At 68.3% G+C, this 20,339-nt stretch carries 16 protein-coding genes; all 16 read right to left on the bottom strand.

Translation table 11 applies throughout. From position 1 onward, the window contains the following. Positions 1–3 precede the first annotated feature (3 nt). The 16 genes from proB to AC5Y36_RS24950 all read right to left on the bottom strand — a co-directional run bounded on the left by proB (position 4) and on the right by AC5Y36_RS24950 (position 20,007). Positions 4–1,101, bottom strand: coding sequence for a glutamate 5-kinase (gene proB / locus AC5Y36_RS25025; RefSeq protein ID WP_500043670.1), 1,098 nt, complete (start codon positions 1,099–1,101; stop codon positions 4–6). Then, entirely contained in the window at positions 1,098–2,543 is a 1,446-nt protein-coding gene (gene obgE / locus AC5Y36_RS25020) for a GTPase ObgE (protein WP_500043669.1), read from the bottom strand. The genes proB and obgE overlap by 4 nt, the downstream gene beginning before the upstream one ends. Before the next feature lie 84 nt (positions 2,544–2,627). Beyond that, positions 2,628–2,891, bottom strand: coding sequence for a 50S ribosomal protein L27 (gene rpmA / locus AC5Y36_RS25015; RefSeq protein ID WP_500043668.1), 264 nt, complete (start codon positions 2,889–2,891; stop codon positions 2,628–2,630). A 16-nt stretch (positions 2,892–2,907) separates the two neighbouring features. Next, entirely contained in the window at positions 2,908–3,219 is a 312-nt protein-coding gene (gene rplU, locus AC5Y36_RS25010) for a 50S ribosomal protein L21 (protein ID WP_500043667.1), read from the bottom strand. Positions 3,220–3,379: 160 nt separating this feature from the next. Then, positions 3,380–6,115 (bottom strand): ribonuclease E, encoded by a 2,736-nt coding sequence (gene rne / locus AC5Y36_RS25005; RefSeq protein WP_500043673.1) that lies wholly within the window; start codon positions 6,113–6,115, stop codon positions 3,380–3,382. A gap of 402 nt (positions 6,116–6,517) precedes the next feature. Beyond that, positions 6,518–6,928, bottom strand: coding sequence for a nucleoside-diphosphate kinase (ndk, locus tag AC5Y36_RS25000; RefSeq protein WP_500043666.1), 411 nt, complete (start codon positions 6,926–6,928; stop codon positions 6,518–6,520). 57 nt (positions 6,929–6,985) lie between these two features. Then, positions 6,986–7,324 (bottom strand): DUF4233 domain-containing protein, encoded by a 339-nt coding sequence (locus AC5Y36_RS24995; protein ID WP_500043672.1) that lies wholly within the window; start codon positions 7,322–7,324, stop codon positions 6,986–6,988. Positions 7,325–7,371: 47 nt separating this feature from the next. After that, entirely contained in the window at positions 7,372–8,781 is a 1,410-nt protein-coding gene (folC, locus tag AC5Y36_RS24990) for a bifunctional tetrahydrofolate synthase/dihydrofolate synthase (RefSeq protein WP_500043671.1), read from the bottom strand. Next, positions 8,771–11,428, bottom strand: coding sequence for a valine--tRNA ligase (locus tag AC5Y36_RS24985; RefSeq protein WP_500043665.1), 2,658 nt, complete (start codon positions 11,426–11,428; stop codon positions 8,771–8,773). Before AC5Y36_RS24985 ends, folC begins: the two co-directional genes overlap by 11 nt. A gap of 92 nt (positions 11,429–11,520) precedes the next feature. Next, positions 11,521–12,117 (bottom strand): DUF937 domain-containing protein, encoded by a 597-nt coding sequence (locus tag AC5Y36_RS24980; RefSeq protein ID WP_500043664.1) that lies wholly within the window; start codon positions 12,115–12,117, stop codon positions 11,521–11,523. A 104-nt stretch (positions 12,118–12,221) separates the two neighbouring features. Next, entirely contained in the window at positions 12,222–13,472 is a 1,251-nt protein-coding gene (locus AC5Y36_RS24975) for a saccharopine dehydrogenase family protein (protein WP_500043663.1), read from the bottom strand. Between the two features lie 85 nt (positions 13,473–13,557). Beyond that, positions 13,558–13,881 carry a transglycosylase family protein gene (locus AC5Y36_RS24970; RefSeq protein WP_500043662.1) on the bottom strand — a complete coding sequence of 108 codons (324 nt, stop codon included), beginning with the start codon at positions 13,879–13,881 and terminating at the stop codon, positions 13,558–13,560. An 881-nt stretch (positions 13,882–14,762) separates the two neighbouring features. Then, the gene (locus AC5Y36_RS24965) at positions 14,763–16,259 is read right to left on the bottom strand and encodes a PE-PPE domain-containing protein (RefSeq protein ID WP_500043661.1); all 1,497 of its coding nucleotides are present in this window, start codon (positions 16,257–16,259) and stop codon (positions 14,763–14,765) included. Between the two features lie 59 nt (positions 16,260–16,318). Beyond that, positions 16,319–16,930: a molybdenum cofactor guanylyltransferase gene (mobA, locus tag AC5Y36_RS24960; RefSeq protein ID WP_500043660.1), complete on the bottom strand. Its 612-nt coding sequence runs from the start codon at positions 16,928–16,930 to the stop codon at positions 16,319–16,321. 1 nt (position 16,931) lies between these two features. Continuing rightward, on the bottom strand, positions 16,932–18,023 hold the full coding sequence (locus AC5Y36_RS24955; RefSeq protein WP_500043659.1) for a 2-oxoacid:ferredoxin oxidoreductase subunit beta: 1,092 nt from the start codon (positions 18,021–18,023) through the stop codon (positions 16,932–16,934). A 34-nt stretch (positions 18,024–18,057) separates the two neighbouring features. Continuing rightward, entirely contained in the window at positions 18,058–20,007 is a 1,950-nt protein-coding gene (locus tag AC5Y36_RS24950) for a 2-oxoacid:acceptor oxidoreductase subunit alpha (RefSeq protein WP_500043658.1), read from the bottom strand. Between the last annotated feature and the right edge of the window lie 332 nt (positions 20,008–20,339).

Genomic DNA, 20,339 nt, shown 5'->3' with positions numbered 1-20,339 from the left:
GAGTCAAACCGCGACGAGGTCGTCGGCGTGCACGGCGGGCCGCCTCAGTTCGGCGGGCAGCTCGGCGGTGGAGCGGCCGATCATGCCGGCCAGCTCGGCGGAGTCGTAGGCGACCACACCCCTGGCCACCACCGAACCGTGCGGGCCGCACAGCTCGATGACGTCGCCGCCGGCGAACCGGCCCGCCACCGCGGTGATCCCGGCCGCCAGCAGCGAGCGACGATGGGTCAGCACCGCGTCGACCGCTCCGGCGTCCAGCGTCACAGAGCCGGCGGCGTCGGCGGCGTAGCGCACCCAGAATTTGCGCGCCGACATCCGATTCGGCCGCGCCGCGAACGCGGTTCCCCCGGATGCGTCGCCCAGCGCGGTGGCGGCATCGGCGGCCGCGGCCAGCAGCACCGGCACCCCGGCATCCGCTGCCAGCAGCGCCGCCGACAGCTTCGACGCCATCCCGCCGGTACCCAGGTGGCTGCCCTGCCCGGCGACGACACCCGCCAGGTCGGCGGAATCACGCACCTCGGGGATGAAGCGGGCCTGTTCGCTGCGGGGATCGGCATCGTAGAGCCCGTCGATGTCGGAGAGCAGGATCAACGCGTCGGCGCCGACGAGGTGCGCCACCAGCGCCGAGAGCCGGTCGTTGTCACCGAAGCGGATCTCGTTGGTGGCCACCGTGTCGTTCTCGTTGACGATCGCCACCGCGTGCAGTGCCCGCAACCGGTCCAGCGTGCGCTGGGCGTTGGTGTGCTGCACCCGCGCCGCGATGTCGCCGGCGGTCAGCAGCACCTGGCCGACGGTGCGCTGGTAGCGACCGAAGGCTGCGCTCCAGGCGTTCACCAGCGCCACCTGACCGACACTGGCAGCGGCCTGTTTGGTCGCCAAATCTGTTGGGCGCTTGGATAATCCCAGCGGTTCGAGACCGGCGGCGATCGCTCCGGACGACACGATGACCACGTCGGAGCCACCCTTCATGCGGGCTTCGATCGCTTCGACCAACGACGCCAGCCGGCCGGCGTCGAACATGCCCGAAGCCGTGGTCAGCGCGGTGGTGCCGACCTTGACGACGACGCTGCGCGCGGTGCGGACCGCGTCGCGTGTGGTCATGATTCCTCGCCGGGGCGGCGCCGGTCACGGCGGGCCTGTTTGCGTTCATCGGCGCGCACCCGCTCGCTGCGTTCCAGCCGGATGTCGGTGCCGCGCCCGGAGGGCACCACGTCGACCCCGGCGGGGGTGGCCGGCTCCCAGTCGAAGGTCATGTCGCCGATGGTCACCGCGCAGCCTGCTTTGGCGCCCAGCCGCAGCAGTTCCTCCTCCACGCCCAGCCGCGCCAGCCGGTCCCCCAGGTAACCGACGGCCTCGTCGTTGCCGAAATCGGTCTGGCTGATCCAGCGTTCGGGCCGGGTTCCGCGCACCAGGAAACCACCGTATCCGTCGGCTTCCACGCTGAAGCCGGTGTCGTCGATCGGGATCGGGCGGATCACCGGGCGACGCGCCACCGGTTCGGGTTGCGCCGCGCGGTAGGTCTCCACCAACTCCCACAGCGCGAACGTCAACGCGCGCAGTCCGTCTCGGTTGACCGTCGACACCTCGAACACCGGCCAGCCGCGTTCCGCGGCGATGTCATCGCGGACGAAATCGGCCAGCTCGCGGGCATCGGGCACGTCGATCTTGTTCAGCACCACCGCCCGGGGGCGGTCGGTGAGGTCCCCCAGCGATGAATCACCCTGCAGGGTGGGCTGATACGCGGCCAGTTCGGCTTCCAGCGCGTCGATGTCGGACATCGGGTCACGCCCGGGTTCGGCGGTCGCACAATCCACAATGTGCACCAGCACCGCGCAGCGTTCGATGTGCCGCAAAAAGTCCAGTCCCAGCCCGCGGCCCGCCGAGGCGCCCGGGATCAGGCCGGGCACGTCGGCGACGGTGAAGGTGTGCTCACCGGCGGAGACGACCCCGAGATTGGGTACCAGCGTGGTGAACGGGTAGTCGGCGATCTTCGGTTTGGCGGCCGAGATCGTGGAGACCAGCGAGGACTTTCCGGCCGACGGAAAGCCGATCAGGCCCACGTCGGCGACGGTTTTGAGCTCCAGGGTGAGGTCGCGGGATTGGCCCTTCTCGCCCAGCAGCGCGAATCCGGGCGCCTTGCGGGCCCGCGACGCCAGCGCGGCGTTGCCCAACCCGCCGCGACCCCCGGCGGCTGCCTCGAACCGGGTGCCGGCACCGACCAGGTCGGCCAGCAATCGGCCCTGCTCGTCGAGCACCACGGTCCCGTCCGGAACCTTGATCTCCAGGTCGGCGCCGGCGGCGCCGTCGCGGTTGCCGCCCATGCCCTGCTTGCCGTTCGGCGCGGCCAGGTGCGGGCGGAAGTGGAAGTCCAGCAGGGTGTGAACCTGCGGGTCGACGATCAGGACGACGCTGCCACCGCGGCCGCCGTTGCCACCATCGGGCCCGCCGAGGGGCTTGAATTTCTCGCGGTGGACCGAGGCGCAGCCGTTACCGCCGGAACCCGCCCGCACGTCGATGACGACTCGGTCGACAAACCGGGGCATCGCACGTCACCTATCCGCCACCGAGTGTGAACGTAGGGCGGGTTTCGGGTCGAATGCTCGCCGTGAGTTCACACTCGACGACACTCAGTTGGTGGCGCCGACCGGGACGATGTTGACGGTCTTGCGACCGCGCTTGACACCGAACTGCACCGAGCCGGCCGCCGTGGCGAACAGCGTGTCGTCGCCACCGCGGCCCACGTTGACGCCGGGGTGGAAGTGGGTGCCGCGCTGCCGCACCAAAATCTCGCCGGCCTTGACGACCTGGCCGCCGAACCGCTTGACACCGAGCCGCTGAGCTGCGGAATCCCGGCCGTTACGTGAGCTGGAAGCGCCCTTCTTGTGTGCCATCTCGTTCGCTCCCCTGCTACTTGATTCCAGTGACCTTGAGCACGGTCAACTGCTGACGGTGACCCTGCCGCTTGTGGTAGCCGGTCTTGTTCTTGAACTTGTGGATGCGGATCTTGGGGCCCTTGGTGTGCTCGAGGACCTCGCCGGTCACCGCGACCTTGGCCAGCGCTGCGGCATCGGTGGTGACCTTCGCTCCGTCGACGACCAGCGCGACCGGCAGCGAAACCTTGGCACCGGGCTCGGACTCGAGCTTCTCGACCTTGACCACGTCTCCGACCGCGACCTTGTACTGCTTGCCGCCGGTCTTGACGATTGCGTACGTCGCCATTGCTTCCTCTGCTCTGCGGGCGCGCGCTACCGGTCGGCTGCGCGCACGGGTCTGGGGTGCGGGATCGTTAGCTATCCCGCCGTCGCTGACCAGCCTGCGGACCGGTCCTGGCGACAACTGCTCAAGGGTACTTGACCAGCGGGTAAGGGGTCAAACCGGGTCAGTCCTCGTGGGTCGGTGGGCCGGCAGGGCGGGCCGCCGCGCGGCGCCGCCGATTCACGACCGGGGGCGCGGTGACGGCCGAGACCTCGTCGTCTTCGTCGTCTTCGTCGTCCTCGTCGTCGTCATCATCATCTACGTCATCGGCTTCGTCGGCTTCGTCGTCAGCCTCGTCATCGTCGTCGACGTCGAGATCGTCGTCGTAGTCCTCGTCCTCGTCCAGATCGACGTCGACCTCGTCGTCGCCGTCGTCGCCGTCGTCGGCCTCGTCGGTGTCGTCGAACTCGTCGTCCCCCAGATCCTGCGGACCCCGGTCCTCGGCCTGCTCGTGGACGACCTGGATTTCCTCGTCCAGTTCCTCACCGGGTTCGACGGACTCGCCGGTCTCGTCGCCGTCCTCGTCGTGGCGGCCGTTCGCAGCGGCCATCGCCTTGAACATGGGGTGTTCGCCCGGTACGTGCGGCGGCACCTTCGCCACCGCCGGCTCGTCGGCTTTGCCCTTCTTGGAGCGCCGGTTGCGCCTGCCGCCGGAGGACTCGGACTTGCGCCCGGGCGCGGCGGAGTCGACCGGATCGGCGTGCAGCATGATGCCGCGACCGGCGCAGTGCGGGCACGAGCTGGAGAACGCTTCGATCAGGCCGGTCCCCAGCCGTTTGCGGGTCAGCTGGACCAGTCCCAGCGACGTCACCTCGGAGACCTGGTGGCGGGTCCGGTCGCGGCCCAGTGCCTCGGTCAGCCTGCGCAACACCAGGTCCCGGTTGGATTCCAGCACCATGTCGATGAAGTCGATGACCACGATGCCGCCGATATCGCGCAGCCGCAGTTGGCGCACGGTTTCCTCGGCGGCTTCCAGGTTGTTCTTGGTGACGGTCTGCTCGAGATTGCCGCCCGAACCGGTGAATTTTCCGGTGTTGACGTCGACGACCGTCATCGCCTCGGTCCGGTCGATGACCAGGGTTCCGCCCGAGGGCAGCCACACCTTGCGGTCCATCGCCTTGGCCAGTTGCTCGTCGATGCGGTGCACGGCGAACACGTCGGGTCCCGGCTGTCCGTCCGGCCCGACCGGCGGCGCGTACTGGGTCAGCTTCGCGACCAGTTCGGGGGCCACCGCGTTGACGTATTCGGTGATGGTGGCCCACGCGTCGTCCCCGGAGATGATCAACCCGGAGAAGTCCTCGTTGAACAGGTCGCGGATGACCTTGACCAGCACATCCGGTTCCTCGTAGAGCGCGACGGCGGCGCCGGCGGCTTTGGCGGTGGTCTCGGCGGCGGTGGCCTCGATCTGCTGCCAATGCTCCTGCAGCCGGGTCACGTCGGCGCGGATGTCTTCTTCTTTGACCCCTTCGGACGCGGTGCGGATGATCACCCCGGCATCCGACGGAACGACCTCGCGCAGGATCTCCTTGAGCCGTTGGCGTTCGGTGTCCGGCAGCTTGCGGCTGATCCCGGTCGAGGACGCGCCCGGCACGTAGACCAGGTAGCGGCCGGCCAGCGACACCTGAGTGGTCAGCCGGGCACCCTTGTGCCCGATCGGATCCTTGCTGACCTGCACGACGACGTAGTCGCCGGGTTTGAGTGCCTGCTCGATCTTGCGGTTGGCACCGCCCAGTCCGGCGGCCTCCCAGTTCACTTCACCGGCGTAGAGCACGCCGTTGCGGCCGCGGCCGATGTCGACGAACGCCGCCTCCATCGACGGCAGCACGTTCTGCACGATGCCCAGGTAGATATTGCCGACCAGTGACGTCGACGCCGCCGACGTCACGAAATGCTCGACGACGACCCCGTCTTCCAGGACCGCGATCTGGGTGTAGCGGGCGCCCTGATGCGGCGGCTCGGTGCGCACCTTGTCGCGCACCACCATCACCCGCTCGACCGCTTCCCGGCGGGCCAGGAACTCGGCCTCGCTCAGGATCGGGGGGCGGCGCCGGCCGGCGTCGCGCCCGTCGCGGCGTCGCTGGCGTTTGGCCTCCAGCCGGGTCGACCCGGTGATCCCTTGGATCTCGTCGTTGTCGGAGTCCTTGTCGCCCTTGCCGGCGCGTGGCGCGCGCTCATGCACCACCGTGTTCGGCGGATCGTCGGCCGAGGGCGCGTCGTCGTCACCGGAGCCGGTCTTGCGGCGACGGCGACGGCGACGGCGACGGCTGGCGCCGGTACCGGCCTCCTCGTCGCCGACGTCCTCACCGGAATCCTCACCACCGTCGGCGGTGTCGTCGGTGTCGTCGGAATCCGCGGTGTCGCCGTCGCCGGCGTCCTCGGATCCGGCCTGGTCACCGCGGCCGCGGCCGCGGCCCCGACGGCCCCGGCGGCGGCGCTTGTTGGCCGGGCGGCCCTCACCGTCGTCGGTGTCGTCGGTGTCGTCGGACTCCTCGGCGTCGTCGTCATCGTCGTCACCGTCATCAGCAACGTCGACCGCTACGCGCTGCACCGGTTGGGGTGCGACGAACAACGGCATGTACTCGGCGTGGGTCACCGCGGTCTCCAGCATCAGCCGGGATTCGGGCTCGCCGGTCTCGACCGCGGCGGGTTCCTCCGCGCTGGGGACCGCGAGCAGATCACGGACCCGGACCGCATCGACGCGGTCCACGCTGGAGTGCGCGCTGCGAACCCGGCCATCCAGCTCGGCGAGTGCATCGAGCACCCGTCGACTGGTCGTCCCGAGCACTCGCGCCAGCGAGTGGACTCGCAGCCGCTCCGGCAGGTCCTCCTGCGGTGCGGGCGCTACTGATACGTCGTCAATATGGGCATCGTCGGCCACGTAAGTCTCCTCAAGCCCCCGGGCGCGTCGGTTGACGCGGCCACGCGAGGGCTTCCGCTATGTACCCGAGAGGTTTCTCCCGGGCTTGTGGTGGTCTCGCCCCGAGCGGCTCGGGTGGAACGCACTCGGTGCCTGGCTGAATGATGGCTGGACGGTCGGCGCCGCATCGCTAACGGTGGTCGCGCTCGTCGAAGTCTTCATCCGGATGTCCGACACCGATCCGGTGACGTTCATCCTCGGCCAGTATCCCACACCACCGGGCGGATCCGGACCAGGTGCGGCAACCAGTGGTCACCAGCCGCCCACCATCACTCCCGCGAGCAGCCGCAAATGTGCCCTATTCAGCACGAAATCGGGCACTTTTGCGTCTGCTCGGCAGAGGACTTACAGCGCCGGGAACCAGAGGCCGATCTCGCGCTGCGCCGACTCGGGCGAATCGGAGCCGTGAACCAGGTTGAACTGGGTTTCCAGCCCGAAATCGCCGCGGATCGTCCCAGGTGTGGCCTTCTCCACCGGGTCGGTTCCGCCGGCGATCTGACGAAACGCCGCGATCGCCCGCGGACCTTCGATGACCGCGGCCACCACCGGACCCGACGTGATGAACTCCAGCAGCGAGCCGAAGAACGGCTTGCCGTCGTGCTCGGCGTAGTGGCTGCGGGCCAGCTCGTCGCTGACCACGCGCAGTTCCAGCGCCGCGATGCTCAGGCCCTTGCTTTCGATGCGGCGCAGGATCTCGCCCACCAGTCGCCGCTCTACGCCGTCGGGCTTGACCAATACCAGGGTCCGCTCGGTCATCAGGCGCCACTCCTTCTCATCGTTCGGCTGGGGCCTTCGCCCGCGACAGCGTACCGATCAATCCGGCGGCGGCTGCTGGCCAGGTAACAGTCCGCGCTGCTGGCGGCGCAGCACCTCGGCCCGGAAGTAGGCGATCAGCGCCCACACCAACGCGAACAGCACCCCGACCGCGCCCACCCCGGGATAGACGAGGAAGCCGCCGATCAGCACCAGTTGCACGGCCAGGTTCGCCCAGATCGCCCAGCTGCGGCCCTGCACCCCGACCAGCACCAACAGCACCGCTGTCACGCCGAGCAGGTACGCCAGCGAGCCGGACGTCAGGCCACCGCCGACCGCCCCGACCACCGGCAGCGCCAGCAGCACGACGATCGCCTCCAGGATCAAGGTGCCGGCCATCACGCCGCGAAAACTGCGCCACGGGTCCGGCGCCGAGGCGGGGGTGCTCACTGCGGATCACGCCCGAACAGGCTGCGCGCGGCGCCGGCGGTGACGACCGAGCCGGTGATGACGATCCCGGTCCCGGAGATCTGCCCGTCGGCCGCCTCGTCTTCCACCAGCGCCGTCGCCGCCTCGATGGCGTCGGCCAGGGTGTCGGCGGTGCTGACCCGGTCGGGGCCGAACCGCTGCTCGGCGGCCAGCGCCAGCTCCTGGACGTCCAAGGCCCGCGGCGACCCGTTGTGGGTGAGGATGACCTGGTCGAAGGCGGGCTCCAGGGCGGCGAGGATGCCGTCGACGTCTTTGTCGGCCATCACGCTGAGCACGCCGACCAGATAGCGGAAGTCGAATTCGTCGGCCAGCGCTTGCGCCAGGGCGGCGGCACCGGCCGGGTTGTGGGCGGCGTCGACAAACACCGTCGGGGCGCTGCGTACCCGCTCCAGCCGGCCCGGGCTGGCCACCGCGGCGAACCCGGCGCGGACGGCGTCGATGTCGAGCTGGCGGTCGGGCCCGGCCCCGAAGAAGGCCTCCACCGCCGCCAACGCCACCGCCGCATTGTGCGCCTGGTGTTCGCCGTGCAGCGGCAGGAAGACGTCGGTGTACACCCCGCCCAGGCCCTGCAGGGTCAGCAGTTGTCCGCCGACGGCGACCGAGCGGTCCAGCACCGCGAACTCCGAGCCCTCCCGGGCCACCGCGGCGTCGGCGCGCACCGCCTGCTCGAGCAGCACCTCCTTCACCTCCGGCGGCTGCTGGGCGATCACCGCGACGGTGTCCACGTCGCTGTGCGACCGGTGGATGATGCCGGCTTTCTCCCCCGCGATCGCGGCGAGGCTGTCGCCCAGGTAGTCGACGTGGTCGATGCCGATCGGGGTGATCACCGCGACCGGTGCGTTGACGACGTTGGTGGCGTCCCAGCGTCCGCCCAGCCCGACCTCGACGACGGCGATGTCGACGGGGGCGTCGGCGAAGGCGGCGAACGCCATCGCGGTGAGCACTTCGAACTTGCTCATCGCCGGGCCGCCGTCGGCCTGCGACTGCGTGTCCACCATCTGCACGAAGGGCTCGATCTCGGTGTAGGCCGCCACATACTGCGCCGGCGAGATCGGTTTGCCGTCAAGGGAAATGCGTTCCACCGCGGACTGCAGATGCGGGCTGGTGGTGCGCCCGGCGCGGCGGTGCAGCGCGGTCAGCAGCGCGTCGACCATCCGCGCCACCGAGGTTTTGCCGTTGGTGCCGGCGATGTGGATCGACGGGTAGCTGCGCTGCGGTGAGCCGAGCAGATCCATCAACGCACTGATCCGGGTCAGGCTGGGCTCGATCTTGGTTTCCGGCCAGCGCTGGTCCAGCAGGTGCTCGACCTGCAGCAGCGAGGCGATCTCATCCGGGGTCGGGTCGGTCACACGCACCTCATGCCAGATCCGCGAGCCGCGCGGTGATTCGCTCGGTTTCCTCGCGGGCCAGTTGTTGGCGGTCACGGATCTTGTCGACGACGTCGGCGGGCGCCTTGGACACGAATGCGTCGTTGCCGAGTTTGGCCGACGTGGTGGCCAACTCCTTCTGCGCGGCCGCCAAATCCTTTTCCAGCCTCCGCCGTTCGGCCGCGACGTCGACGGTGCCGGAGGTGTCGAGTTCGACGACGACGGTGCCTCCGGAGAGGCGCACCTCCACCGACGCCGACGCGCGGAACTCCGCTCCCGCGTCGGTGAGCCAGGCCTGGGAGGTCACTGCCGGTATCTGGCTGTCCAGGTCGGCCTCGGTGATCCCGCCCAACCGGGCGGGCACCTTCTGCCGGTCGCGCAGGCCCTGATCGCTGCGGAACCGGCGCACCTCGGTGACCAGCTTCTGCATGTCGGTGATGCGCTGGGCGGCACGCTGATCCAGCGTGATCCCGGACGGCGCCGGCCATTCGGCGATCACCACCGACTCCCGCCCGGTCAGCGCCTGCCAGAGCGTGTCGGTGACGAACGGGATCACCGGATGCAGCAACCGCAGCAGCGAGTCGAGCACCGCTGCCAGCACCGCCGTGGTGTTGGCCGGCTCGGCTTGCTGGCTAAGTTGCGCCTTGGCCAGCTCCACATACCAGTCGCAGAACTCGTCCCAGGTGAAGTGGTACAGCGCCTCGCAGGCCCGGTTGAACTCGTAGCCGTCCAGTGCGGAATCCACCTCGGCGCGAACTTGTTCCAGCCGCCCCAGGATCCAGCGGTCCGCGTCGGTCAGGTCGGCCTGGTCCGGCAACGGGGCCAGCGCCGCGCCGTTCAGCAGCGCGAACCGGGTCGCGTTGAACAGCTTGGTGACAAAGTTGCGCGACGCCCGGGCATGATCCTCGCCGATGCTCAGGTCACCGCCGGGGCTGGCACCGCGGGCCAGGGTGTAGCGCAGCGCGTCGGCGCCGAACATCTCCACCCAGTCCAACGGGTCGATGCCGTTGCCGCGGGACTTGCTCATCTTGCGGCCGAACTCATCACGGATGAGCCCGTGCAGGAACACGTCGGTGAACGGCACCTGCGGCCCGCGCGAACCACCCATGGTGATCGCGTCGTCGTCGCCGACGAAGGTTCCGAACATCATCATCCGGGCCACCCAGAAGAACAGGATGTCGTAGCCGGTGACCAAAACACTGGTGGGATAGAACTTTTCCAGCTCCGGCGTGCGCTCGGGCCAGCCCATGGTGGAAAACGGCCACAGCGCCGAGGAGAACCAGGTGTCCAGCACGTCGGGATCCTGCTCATAACCGGCGGGCGGGGTTTCGTCGGGCCCGACGCACACCTTCTCACCGCCCGGGCCGTGCCAGATCGGGATGCGGTGCCCCCACCACAGCTGCCGGGAGATGCACCAGTCGTGCATATCGTCGACCCAGCTGAACCAGCGCGGTTCCAGGCTTTTCGGGTGGATGACGGTGTCGCCGCCGCGCACCGCATCACCGGCGGCCTTGGCGAGCGACTCGACGTTGACCCACCACTGCATCGACAGCCGCGGCTCGATGACCTCACCGCTGCGCTCGGAATGCCCGACGCTGTGCACATAGGGCCGCTTCTCGGCGACGATGCGTCCCTGCGCGGCCAGTGCCTCACGCACCGCGACGCGGGCCTCGAAGCGGTCCATGCCGTCGAACTGTGTTCCGGTGTCGGCGATCCGGGCTTTGGTGTCCAGGATCGTCGGCATCGGCAGGCTGTGCCGCAACCCGATCTCGAAGTCGTTGGGATCGTGGGCGGGGGTGACTTTGACTGCGCCGGTGCCGAATTCGGGGTCGACGTGCCCGTCGGCGACGACCGGAATCTGGCGGTCCAGGAAGGGGTGCGGCAGCGTGGTACCGACCAGGTGGCGGTAGCGCTCGTCGTCGGGGTGCACCGCGATCGCGGTGTCGCCCAGCATCGTCTCGAGTCGAGTGGTGGCCACGACGATGTGGGGCTGTGCGTCCTGCAAAGAGCCGTACCGGAACGACACCAGTTCGCCGTCGATGTCGTCGTATTTGACCTCGAGGTCGCTGACCGCGGTTTCCAGCACCGGCGACCAGTTGACCAGCCGCTCGGCCTGATAGATCAGCCCGGCGTCGTAGAGGCGCTTGAAGATGGTCCGCACCGCCCGCGACAGGCCCTCATCCATGGTGAATCGGTCACGGCTCCAGTCCACACCGTCGCCGAGCCGGCGCATCTGGGCGCCGATGGTGCCGCCGGATTCACGTTTCCAGTCCCACACCTTGTCGATGAACAGTTCGCGGCCGAAGTCTTCCTTGGTCTTGCCGTCGACGGCGAGCTGGCGTTCCACCACGCTCTGGGTGGCGATCCCGGCATGGTCCATCCCCGGCAGCCACAGCACCTCGTAGCCCTGCATCCGCTTGCGCCGGGTCAACGCGTCCATCAGGGTGTGGTCCAGCGCATGGCCCATGTGCAGGCTGCCGGTCACGTTGGGCGGGGGCAGCACGATCGAATAGCCCGGCTTGGTGCTGGCCGGGTCGGCGGTGAAGTAGCCGGCGTCCACCCAGCGCTGGTAGATGGCGCTCTCGGCACCCGGGTCCCACGACTTGGGCAGGGCGTCGGGCGTAGCGGGGCTCGGGTCGGCGGTCACCGCACAATTCTAGGAACGACGCGCGAGCAGACATAAATGTGCCCCGAAAACCCTCGTTGAGGGCACATTTATGTCTGCTCGGCGGGAGGGCGCTACTTCTTGCCGCCCAGCAGGCCGCCGAGGATGTCACCGATCGCGCCGCCGGCCTTGCCGCCGAGCACGTTGCCCAGGATGCTGCCCATCGACGAGTTGCCACCGCCGCCGCCTTTGGCCGCACCGCCCAGGATGCTGCCCAGCACGTCACCCAGCACGCCCCCGGAGGCCTGCTGCTGCGCGGGCGCGTTGCCCTGGCTCATCTGCTTGCCGATGTAGGCCAACACGATCGGAGCCAACAGCGGCAGCAGCTGCTTGAGCAGGTCACTGTTGCCGGCGCCGCCGCCGGCCAGCGCGGCGGCGACTTCGGAGGTGTCGCTGCCGCCGAAGATCTTCGCGATCGCCTTCTGCCCGTCGGCCTCGTCGACCTGATCCATGCTGACACCGGTGTCCAGCAGGCCGCTGGCGGCGTGCGTGTTGGCCGCCGACTCGATCTTCGACGCGTGGTCGGGGTCCTCCGCATTCTGCTGCAGCCCGCCGACCAGCACCGGGATCAGCGTCTGGATGGCGTTGTTCACGTCCTCCTCGCTGGCACCGACCTTGCTGGCGAGGTCTTGAACGGGAATCTGGGCGAGGAGGTCGTCGAGACCGGACATAAAGTGTTCACCTTCGTCGCTGGAATGCCGCTGGGAGTGTTGTCTGTCGCACCGCCGACAGTAGTCCACCCGATGCCGAGGGTCAGCGCTTCGGCAGCCGCGCGTTAGGCCAGCCGCTCGGTGCTCAGCGACACCCCGGCCGCGGGCAATCGGGTCAGCAGCGCGTCACCCATGGCCGCCGCCGGGGTCAGCACGCCGCGCAGATCAGACAGCTTGTCCCGGTCCAGCGCCAGCGCCAACCCGCTCTCGCCCAGCAGCACCGCGGTGGCCTTGTAGCCGGGGTCCCCGTCCTGGGCCATCCGGGCCACATAGCGGGCCCCGCTGTCGGTGGTGGCGTACGTCTCGATGCGGTAGTAGCCGCGGTCCCGGGCGGCTTCGCTGGGCCCGGTGCCGGGTTTGGGCAGCAACCGCTCCACCAACCGGCGCGGCAGCAGCCGGAAGTAGCGGCTGCCCACAGCGAACGCCGCGTTGCCCACACCGCTTCCCACCGCCGCGGCCAGCGGCGCCGCCACCGAGGAGCCCACACTCAGGTGCTCCGAATACCGGAAGCGACGCCCGTAGGACCAGTCCAGCAAGGTGTTGCTGCGTCGCACGATGCGGGTGTTGACCGGCGCCATCAGAAATCCGGCCGTCCACAGGCCATCCAACTCCGGCGCGATGTTGCGGCCGCGGCGCCACGGCAGGTCGGGCTGGCGACCCAGGTCGGGTTCGGCCGCGCGGTCGCCGCTCAGGGTGTAGGGGTCCAGCAACTGGCGACGCGTGTCGGGGTCGCGGGACGCGGCGTCCATGACTTCGATCCCCGAGGCAATGGTGCCGCCGGACAGCCCGGCGGAGAAGTCGCGCAGCACATAGTCGGTGTCGCACAGGGCGCCGGTGCCGTCCTGGCCGGCCCGGCGATACAGGGCGAACACCGTCAGATCCGACGGGATGGAATCGAAACCGCAGGCGTGCACGATGCGGGCGCCGGTGTCGGCGGCTTGCTTGTGGAACTGGTCGATGCTGTCGCGGACGAACGGCGGCTCACCGGTCAGATCGGCGTAGTCGGTGCCGGCCGCGGCGCACGCCGCGACCAACGGCAGCCCGTAACGGGAGTAGGGCCCGACGGTGGTGACGACGACCTGGGTGCGGGCGGCCATCGCATCCAGGGTGGACGGCTGCCCGGCATCGGCGATCAGGATCGGCCATTCCCGCGCGGACTCCTCCAGCGTGTCGCGGACCGCGGTGAGGCGGTCCGCAGATCTACCGGCCAGCGCAATGCGGGCAGCGCCGCCGGCGATGGACAGGTACTGGGCGGTCAGCTTGCCGACGAAGCTGGTCGCGCCGTAGAGGACGATGTCGAATTCGCGGGTCGTCATCACGCCGACGCTACTCGCGCACGGTTGGGTGCTGAACGCCAACGACGCCGGGCAATTGCCCGGCGTCGTCGAGGTTCGTCCGTTCTCAGCCGCGACGGCCGCAGACCGGCCAGGCACGGATGCCCTGGCTGTGCAGCACGTTCTCGGCCACCCGGATCTGCTCTTCACGGCTGGCCTGGTGCGGCAGACCGCTGCCGCCGTTGGCACGCCAGGTGCCGGCGTTGAACTGCAGGCCGCCGTAGTAGCCGTTACCGGTGTTGATGGACCAGTTACCGCCGGACTCACATGCGGCGATGGCGTCCCAGTTCACGCTGTCCGCGTGCGCGGTAGCGGTGGACAGGGCGACCGGCGCCAGCACGAGGCTTCCGGTGATCGCCGCCTTGGTGAGGGTCTTGCGGAGGTTCGTCAACGTGGTTCCTTTCGCGGGGCGGGCGCCGAAGTGAGCCCACGACGGTGGGCGGGTTGCCCGGGTCGGGCGGGGGCTCGGGGCGTGCCGTCTCGGTCAGGCACGACAGCGGGGGCAGATCTGCGCCGACGGGCTTTCGCCCGGTGGCCGCGGAGGCCGGTTGGCCTGCCGCACCCCCGCTCACACGCGGGTCCGTGGATTCAATTTGTTTGCCCACTTGCGAGGCGAAAGCGAACTTAGAAGATCGGAATACGATTCGTCATCTCGCGCGACACGCATATATCGGTTTGATTACGAGGCGATCACATACCGACCATTGATTGATTTCCGCAGGTCAACGAGGAATTTTTCGCTCAGGTAAATCTAGGTGCATACTCAGTTCGCAGTGAGGCACATCACCCAGATATTGTTAGCTGCACCACATGCCAGCGCCGCTGAACGGTCCCTTTGAACCGTGCGCGCACCCTGCCCGGTCACCGGAAACGCCACCGATTTGCTGAACCCGGCCGTCGTCGAGGCGACGATCACCAGGACGCTGCTTATCTGCTGTCGTTCAGCACATTACGACTGACCCACCCGCATCGCGCGAGTGGTTGCCGAAGTGCCGCCGCGCTGCTCGCCGAAACCGGACGCGAACCCGCCGGCAAGCTCACAATCGCCGAATTCCCGTTCCTACCAACCCCGTTGCTAAAAACGACCTCGACAGCGCGGTCGGCTGCGCCGGCACCGAGCCACCCAGCCGCAGCCTGAGTCGGTCACGCACGGATTAAGAAACAATCCCCCAACGATTACGCCAACGGCAACGAATACATGTGCAGACCCCTTCATGGGCGCGGAATCCGGCGTTCGCACAATTTGCTCCATTTACCCAGTAGCACGGGATGTCACATCAGTCCCAGTAGTATCGCCAGCGGGATCAGCGCCATATTCGCGGCGTACGGATCACCGATCGCCTCAATCCAATTTCCTGCCTCGAGTTCGTTGAGGAACAAACTGACGTCGTAGGCCGGCAGGGTGACGGTCAGCGCGGTGATGGTGTCGAGTATCGGCAGCAGGTGCGAATAGCTGTCCGACAGCGACGTGCTGAGATCGTTCATGAACGACAGGAACGACCCGTCGGACGGTGGCGTCGGCTCCGAGCCGCCACCCATCAGGGCGGCCAGCAACTCCTCCAGGGAGTCCGGATGCGGTGTGTCGATGAGGCCCGCCCCGTAGGCCGCCGCTTCCAAGGTCGCCAGCGACGGGTTATCCAGCAGCGGAGTGATCTGGTAGGTAGCCGGATCGAGCAGGTCCTGCCATGCCTGTCCGATCCCTTGCTGCGCGCCGTGAACCAGCGCGCTACCCACCTCGGCCCAGTTGAGGGCGGTCGGAAACAGCTCAAACGGGGTTTGCACGTTCGCCGGCCCCGAGGCCCAGCCGTCGGTGATGCTGCCGTAGCCCAGGTTCACCAGAATGCGCATGTCGGGTTCGAGCAGGTCATACAGCGGCTGCCCGAGCACCGGGATCAGCCTCAGCGGTTCCAGCAGGGGCAGGCCGTCCGAGGGAATCATGAAGTACTGGGTGAGGGTGTCGTCCGCGGTCGTCTCCAACGGGACGGCGTTGGCGATCTGTTCAGCGGTCAAACCCAGATAGGCGAAATGCTGGTAGATCATGCCGGCGTAGGCGTTCAGATCGGCCAGCAGGTTGATCGGGTACTTGGGGAAGTCGGCGAAGCCGTCGTATTCCAGCGTGTACACGTCGGTGTGGAACAGATCCGGCGTCGGGTTGCCGAACTCGATACCCAGGCTGGGAATCGACGGGTGCGTCCCGATCGGCACGTCGAAGCGTTCCAACAGCCCCCCGTTGGGGTTGGCGGTGTTGCCGATCAGCACGAAATGAACATCGTCGGGCGAGACACCGTCGGCGTGGAGTTGTTGCATGGTCATCGCGGAGAAGGCGGCGCTCTGCGAGTACCCGAAAACCACCACCGGATTCTGTGCGTCCACCCCGCCACCGGCGATCTGATGCTCGATGGCCGACGTCAGGATCTGCGCTCCCTGCGCCTCTGAGATGTCGGCGGGCAGCGTCTTGACGCCGGTGGTCGGATAGAACCCCTCCGGGGTGTACAGGATCTGCGGAGTACCGGTGAAGCCGTGCGGCTCCAGGAAAAGTGAGTCGACGGTATCGGCATACCTCGGTGCGGGATTGGGGTAGCCGCTGCCGCCCATGATGAGCGCAACACCGTCACCGAGCGACGGGTCGGTGGTGTCCATACCGGCCAGCCGCACCGCAGGCGACGGGTCGGCGATGTCGGGCGGACACAGCGGGAGGACGGTGATCAGACAGGCTCCCGCGATGACGCCCACGACGCTGCCCGTAGGGCATTGGCGCGCCCGCCGCATAGCCGGCTCCCTTCGAGTTCACCCCCTAGGACCCCGACCTCGGAATGTACTCGGCGCCGCTACCGATCGCGCTGAATCGCGCTCAACTCTGCGGGTGTGTTGATGTTGGCCAACATCGCTGGGTCCGCCACCTCGATCCGTCGGGCGGTGACCGCACCGACCAGGGCGCGCATACTGTGCTCCCCCGCGGTCACCAACGTGTCGATCCTCCCGACCAGCGCGGTCCGGTAGATGGCGGCCAGGTAGTGGTCGCGGCCCCCATCCTCCTCGTGCGGCAGCACCGCCTCGGCAGCTGACCCCGCGGAGGCGTCGAGCAGAGCATCGATCAATCCAACCGCCAGCAGCGGCATGTCTACCGCGCACACGAACGCCCGGTCCCGCCCGGCGGCCGCGGCGGCACGCAATCCCTGGCCGGTCGCGGCCAGCGGACCGGCGCCGGGCATCTCGTCGCGCAGAATCCGGACGGGCAGGTCCGGCAGCACCTGTTCGGGCGCGGCGATCACGAATACCGGTGCGCAGCGCCGGGCCACCACGTCCACGACGTGTTCGACCAGGCTCCGGTCACCGAATAGGCCGGGTACCGTCAGCGTCGCCTTGTCGCGGCCCATCCGCCGCGACGCCCCGCCCGCCAGCACAATCCCTGCCAGCGGAAGCGGGGCCGGAGGGCTCACCTCAGTCGACGGTCCAGGTGTCGCGGCCACGCAGCAGCGACTGCAAGGCCGCCGTGTCGTGCGGCGTCGACTCCCGCGCCGCGGCGACCTGGGCGCGGGCGGCGTCGTCGTAGGTCGGCCGGGTCACCTGACGGAAGATGCCCATCACAGCGTGGTCCAAGTTCTGGTCGGACAGCCGCGACAGTGCGAAGGCGTAGCCGGGGTCGGCGGAGTGGGCGTCGTGCACCACGATCTCGCTGGCGTCGACGTCGGCGGTCTTGGCCACGTCGAGTCCGAAACCGGAATGCACCACACAGAATTCGCCGTTCGCGCCGAATGTGATCGGCTCGCCGTGACGGACGTTGATCACCCGCTCCTCGGCGCCTTCTTTGCGCAGCGCGTCAAACGACCCGTCGTTGAAGATCGGGCAGTCCTGCAGAATCTCGACCAGCGCGGCGCCGCGGTGCTCAGCCGCGGCGCGCAGCACCTCGGTCAGCCCGTTGCGGTCGGAGTCCAGGGCGCGGCCCACGAAGGTCGCCTCGGCGCCCAGCGCCAGCGACACCGGGTTGAACGGGTGGTCCAGCGAGCCCATCGGCGTCGACTTGGTGATCTTGCCTTCCTCGGAGGTCGGCGAGTACTGCCCCTTGGTCAACCCGTAGATCCGGTTGTTGAACAGCAGGATCGTGACGTTGACGTTGCGGCGCAGCGCGTGGATCAGGTGGTTGCCACCGATCGACAGGGCGTCGCCGTCTCCGGTGACCACCCACACCGACAGATCGGGGCGTGCCACCGCCAGACCGGTCGCGATGGTGGGGGCACGACCGTGGATGGAGTGCACACCATAGGTTTCCAGGTAGTACGGGAACCGGCTTGAGCAGCCGATGCCGCTGACGAACACGATGTTCTCGCGCCGCAGCCCCAACTCGGGCAGGAAGTTCCGGATGGTGTTGAGGATGACGTAGTCACCGCATCCGGGGCACCAGCGCACCTCCTGGTCGCTGGTGAAGTCCTTGGCCTTCTGCGGCTGGTCGGTGGTGGGGACCAGACTCATCTTGGACGGTCCCGGAACCAGTCCGAGGTCCTCGCCGATCCGGTGGCCGATCACGTCAGTCATCTGCGCCGCTCCTCCTGTCGCTTCGTCGCCCGCGTCATTCCTGCGCTCCCGCAGCGCTGCCCACGGTCACCGCGGACAACCGAGCGACCATCATCTTGTCTTCTTCGATGTCGGCCAGGGTCCCGCGGGTGCCGCTGGAAGCGGCCCGGATCACCCGGCCGATCTCGTCGGCCAGGAAGGAGACACCCTGAACCTTGGTCACCGACTGGATGTCGACCAGGTACTTGCCGCGCAGCAGCATCGCCAACTGGCCCAGGTTCATCTCCGGCGCGACCACCTTCGGGTACCGCCGCAGCACCTCACCCAAGTTCTTCGGGAAGGGGTTGAGGTGGCGCAGGTGGGCGTGGGCAACCTTGGTTCCCCGGCGCCGGGCGCGCCGGCAGGCTTCACCGATCGGGCCGTAGGTGCTGCCCCATCCGATCAACAGCAGCTCGGCGTCACCGGTCGGGTCGTCGACCTCGAGGTCGGGCACGCTGATCCCGTCGATCTTGGCCTGGCGCAGCCGCACCATCAGGTCGTGGTTGGCCGGGTCGTAGGAGATGTTGCCGGAGCCGTTTTCGGCCTCCAGCCCGCCGATGCGGTGTTCCAGGCCGGGTGTGCCCGGGATGGCGAACTGGCGGGCCAGGGTCTCCGGGTCGCGCGCGTAGGGCTGGAACGGCTCGTCGGGCTTGGCGAACGTGTGCTTGATCGGTTCGAAGCCGGCAATGTCGGGAATCCGCCACGGCTCCGAACCGTTGGCGATGGCGCCGTCGGACAACAGCACCACCGGGGTGTGATACGAGATCGCGATCCGCACCGCCTCGATGACGGTTTCAAAGCAGTCCGACGGCGACTGCGGCGCCAGCACCGCGACCGGGGACTCACCGTTGCGCCCGTAGAGCGCCTGCAGCAGGTCGGCCTGCTCGGTCTTGGTGGGCAGCCCGGTGGACGGCCCGCCGCGCTGCACGTTGACGACCAACAGCGGCAGCTCGGTCATCACGCCCAGACCGAGGGCCTCGGATTTCAGCGACAAGCCCGGTCCTGAGGTGCTGGTCACACCCAGCGCGCCGCCGTAGGAGGCGCCCAACGCGGCGCCGATACCGGCGATCTCGTCCTCGGCCTGCAGGGTGAGCACGTTGAAATTCTTGTGCTTGGACAGCTCGTGCAGGATGTCCGAGGCCGGGGTGATCGGGTAGCTGCCCAGCACCACCGGGATGTCGGCCAGCTGGCCGGCCGCGACGATGCCGTAGGCCAGGGCGGTGTTGCCGGAAATCTGCCGGTATTCACCGGCCGGCAGCTTCGCCGGCGACACCTGGTAGGTGGTGGCGAACGCCTCGGTGGTCTCGCCGTAGTTCCAGCCGGCCTTGAGGGCCAGCACGTTGGCTTCGGCGATGTCGGGCTTGCGGGCGAACTTCTCCCGGATGAACCGCTCGCTGGTCTCGATCGGCCGGCCGTACATCCACGACAACAGCCCCAACGCGAACATGTTCTTGGCGCGCTGACCGTCCTTCTTGGACGCGCCGATGGCCTCCACGGCGCCCAGCGTCAGCGTGGTCATCGCGACCGCCTGGACCACGTACTCGGACAGCTCGTCGTTTTCCAGCGGGTTGGCCTCGTAACCGACCTTGGCCAGGTTGCGCTTGGTGAACTCGTCGGAGTTGGCGATCACCAGCCCACCGCGCGGCAGGTCACCGATGTTGGCTTTCAGCGCCGCCGGGTTCATCGCGACCAGCACGTCGGGCCGGTCACCGGCGGTCAGGATGTCGTAGTCGGCGATCTGGATCTGGAAGGACGAGACCCCGGGCAACGTGCCCTGAGGTGCCCGGATTTCGGCCGGATAGTTCGGCTGGGTCGCGAGGTCGTTGCCGAAAAGGGCGGCCTCGGAGGTGAACCGATCGCCGGTGAGCTGCATACCGTCACCGGAGTCGCCCGCGAAGCGGATGACGACCTGTTCGAGCTTCTGCCGCTCCGGTGCTGCCCCGGAGCCGTCGCCGTTGGGACCCACGCCCCCGCCTTCCGTCACTCTGGTGACGGGCACTGCGCGTCGCCGCGATCAGCGTGCAACGTTGAAGTGGACCCGCCCGAAAGTTTGTATGTCACTGCCGGTACCGATTATTGCACTGTTCTTAGGGAGCCTTCGACGCCAGGGGCCTCGCGCACGCCGCCCAGCCGACGCCAAACACGGAGGTCACCGAGCTGCCACCGACACCTACGCGGGATGACTGTGGTTTTCGTCACTTTTGCCGGCAGGCCAACTCTAAGAACGCGAACTACGCGTCAGTAACATTTGCTCGCACGCCAACATCCACCGCGAGATTGCATCCAGGCACGACAAGT

It is taken from the genome of Mycobacterium sp. NGS50 (assembly GCF_059812545.1).
The sequence above is the reverse complement of the archived record's forward strand: the minus strand, read 5'-3'. Positions and strand labels throughout refer to the sequence as shown.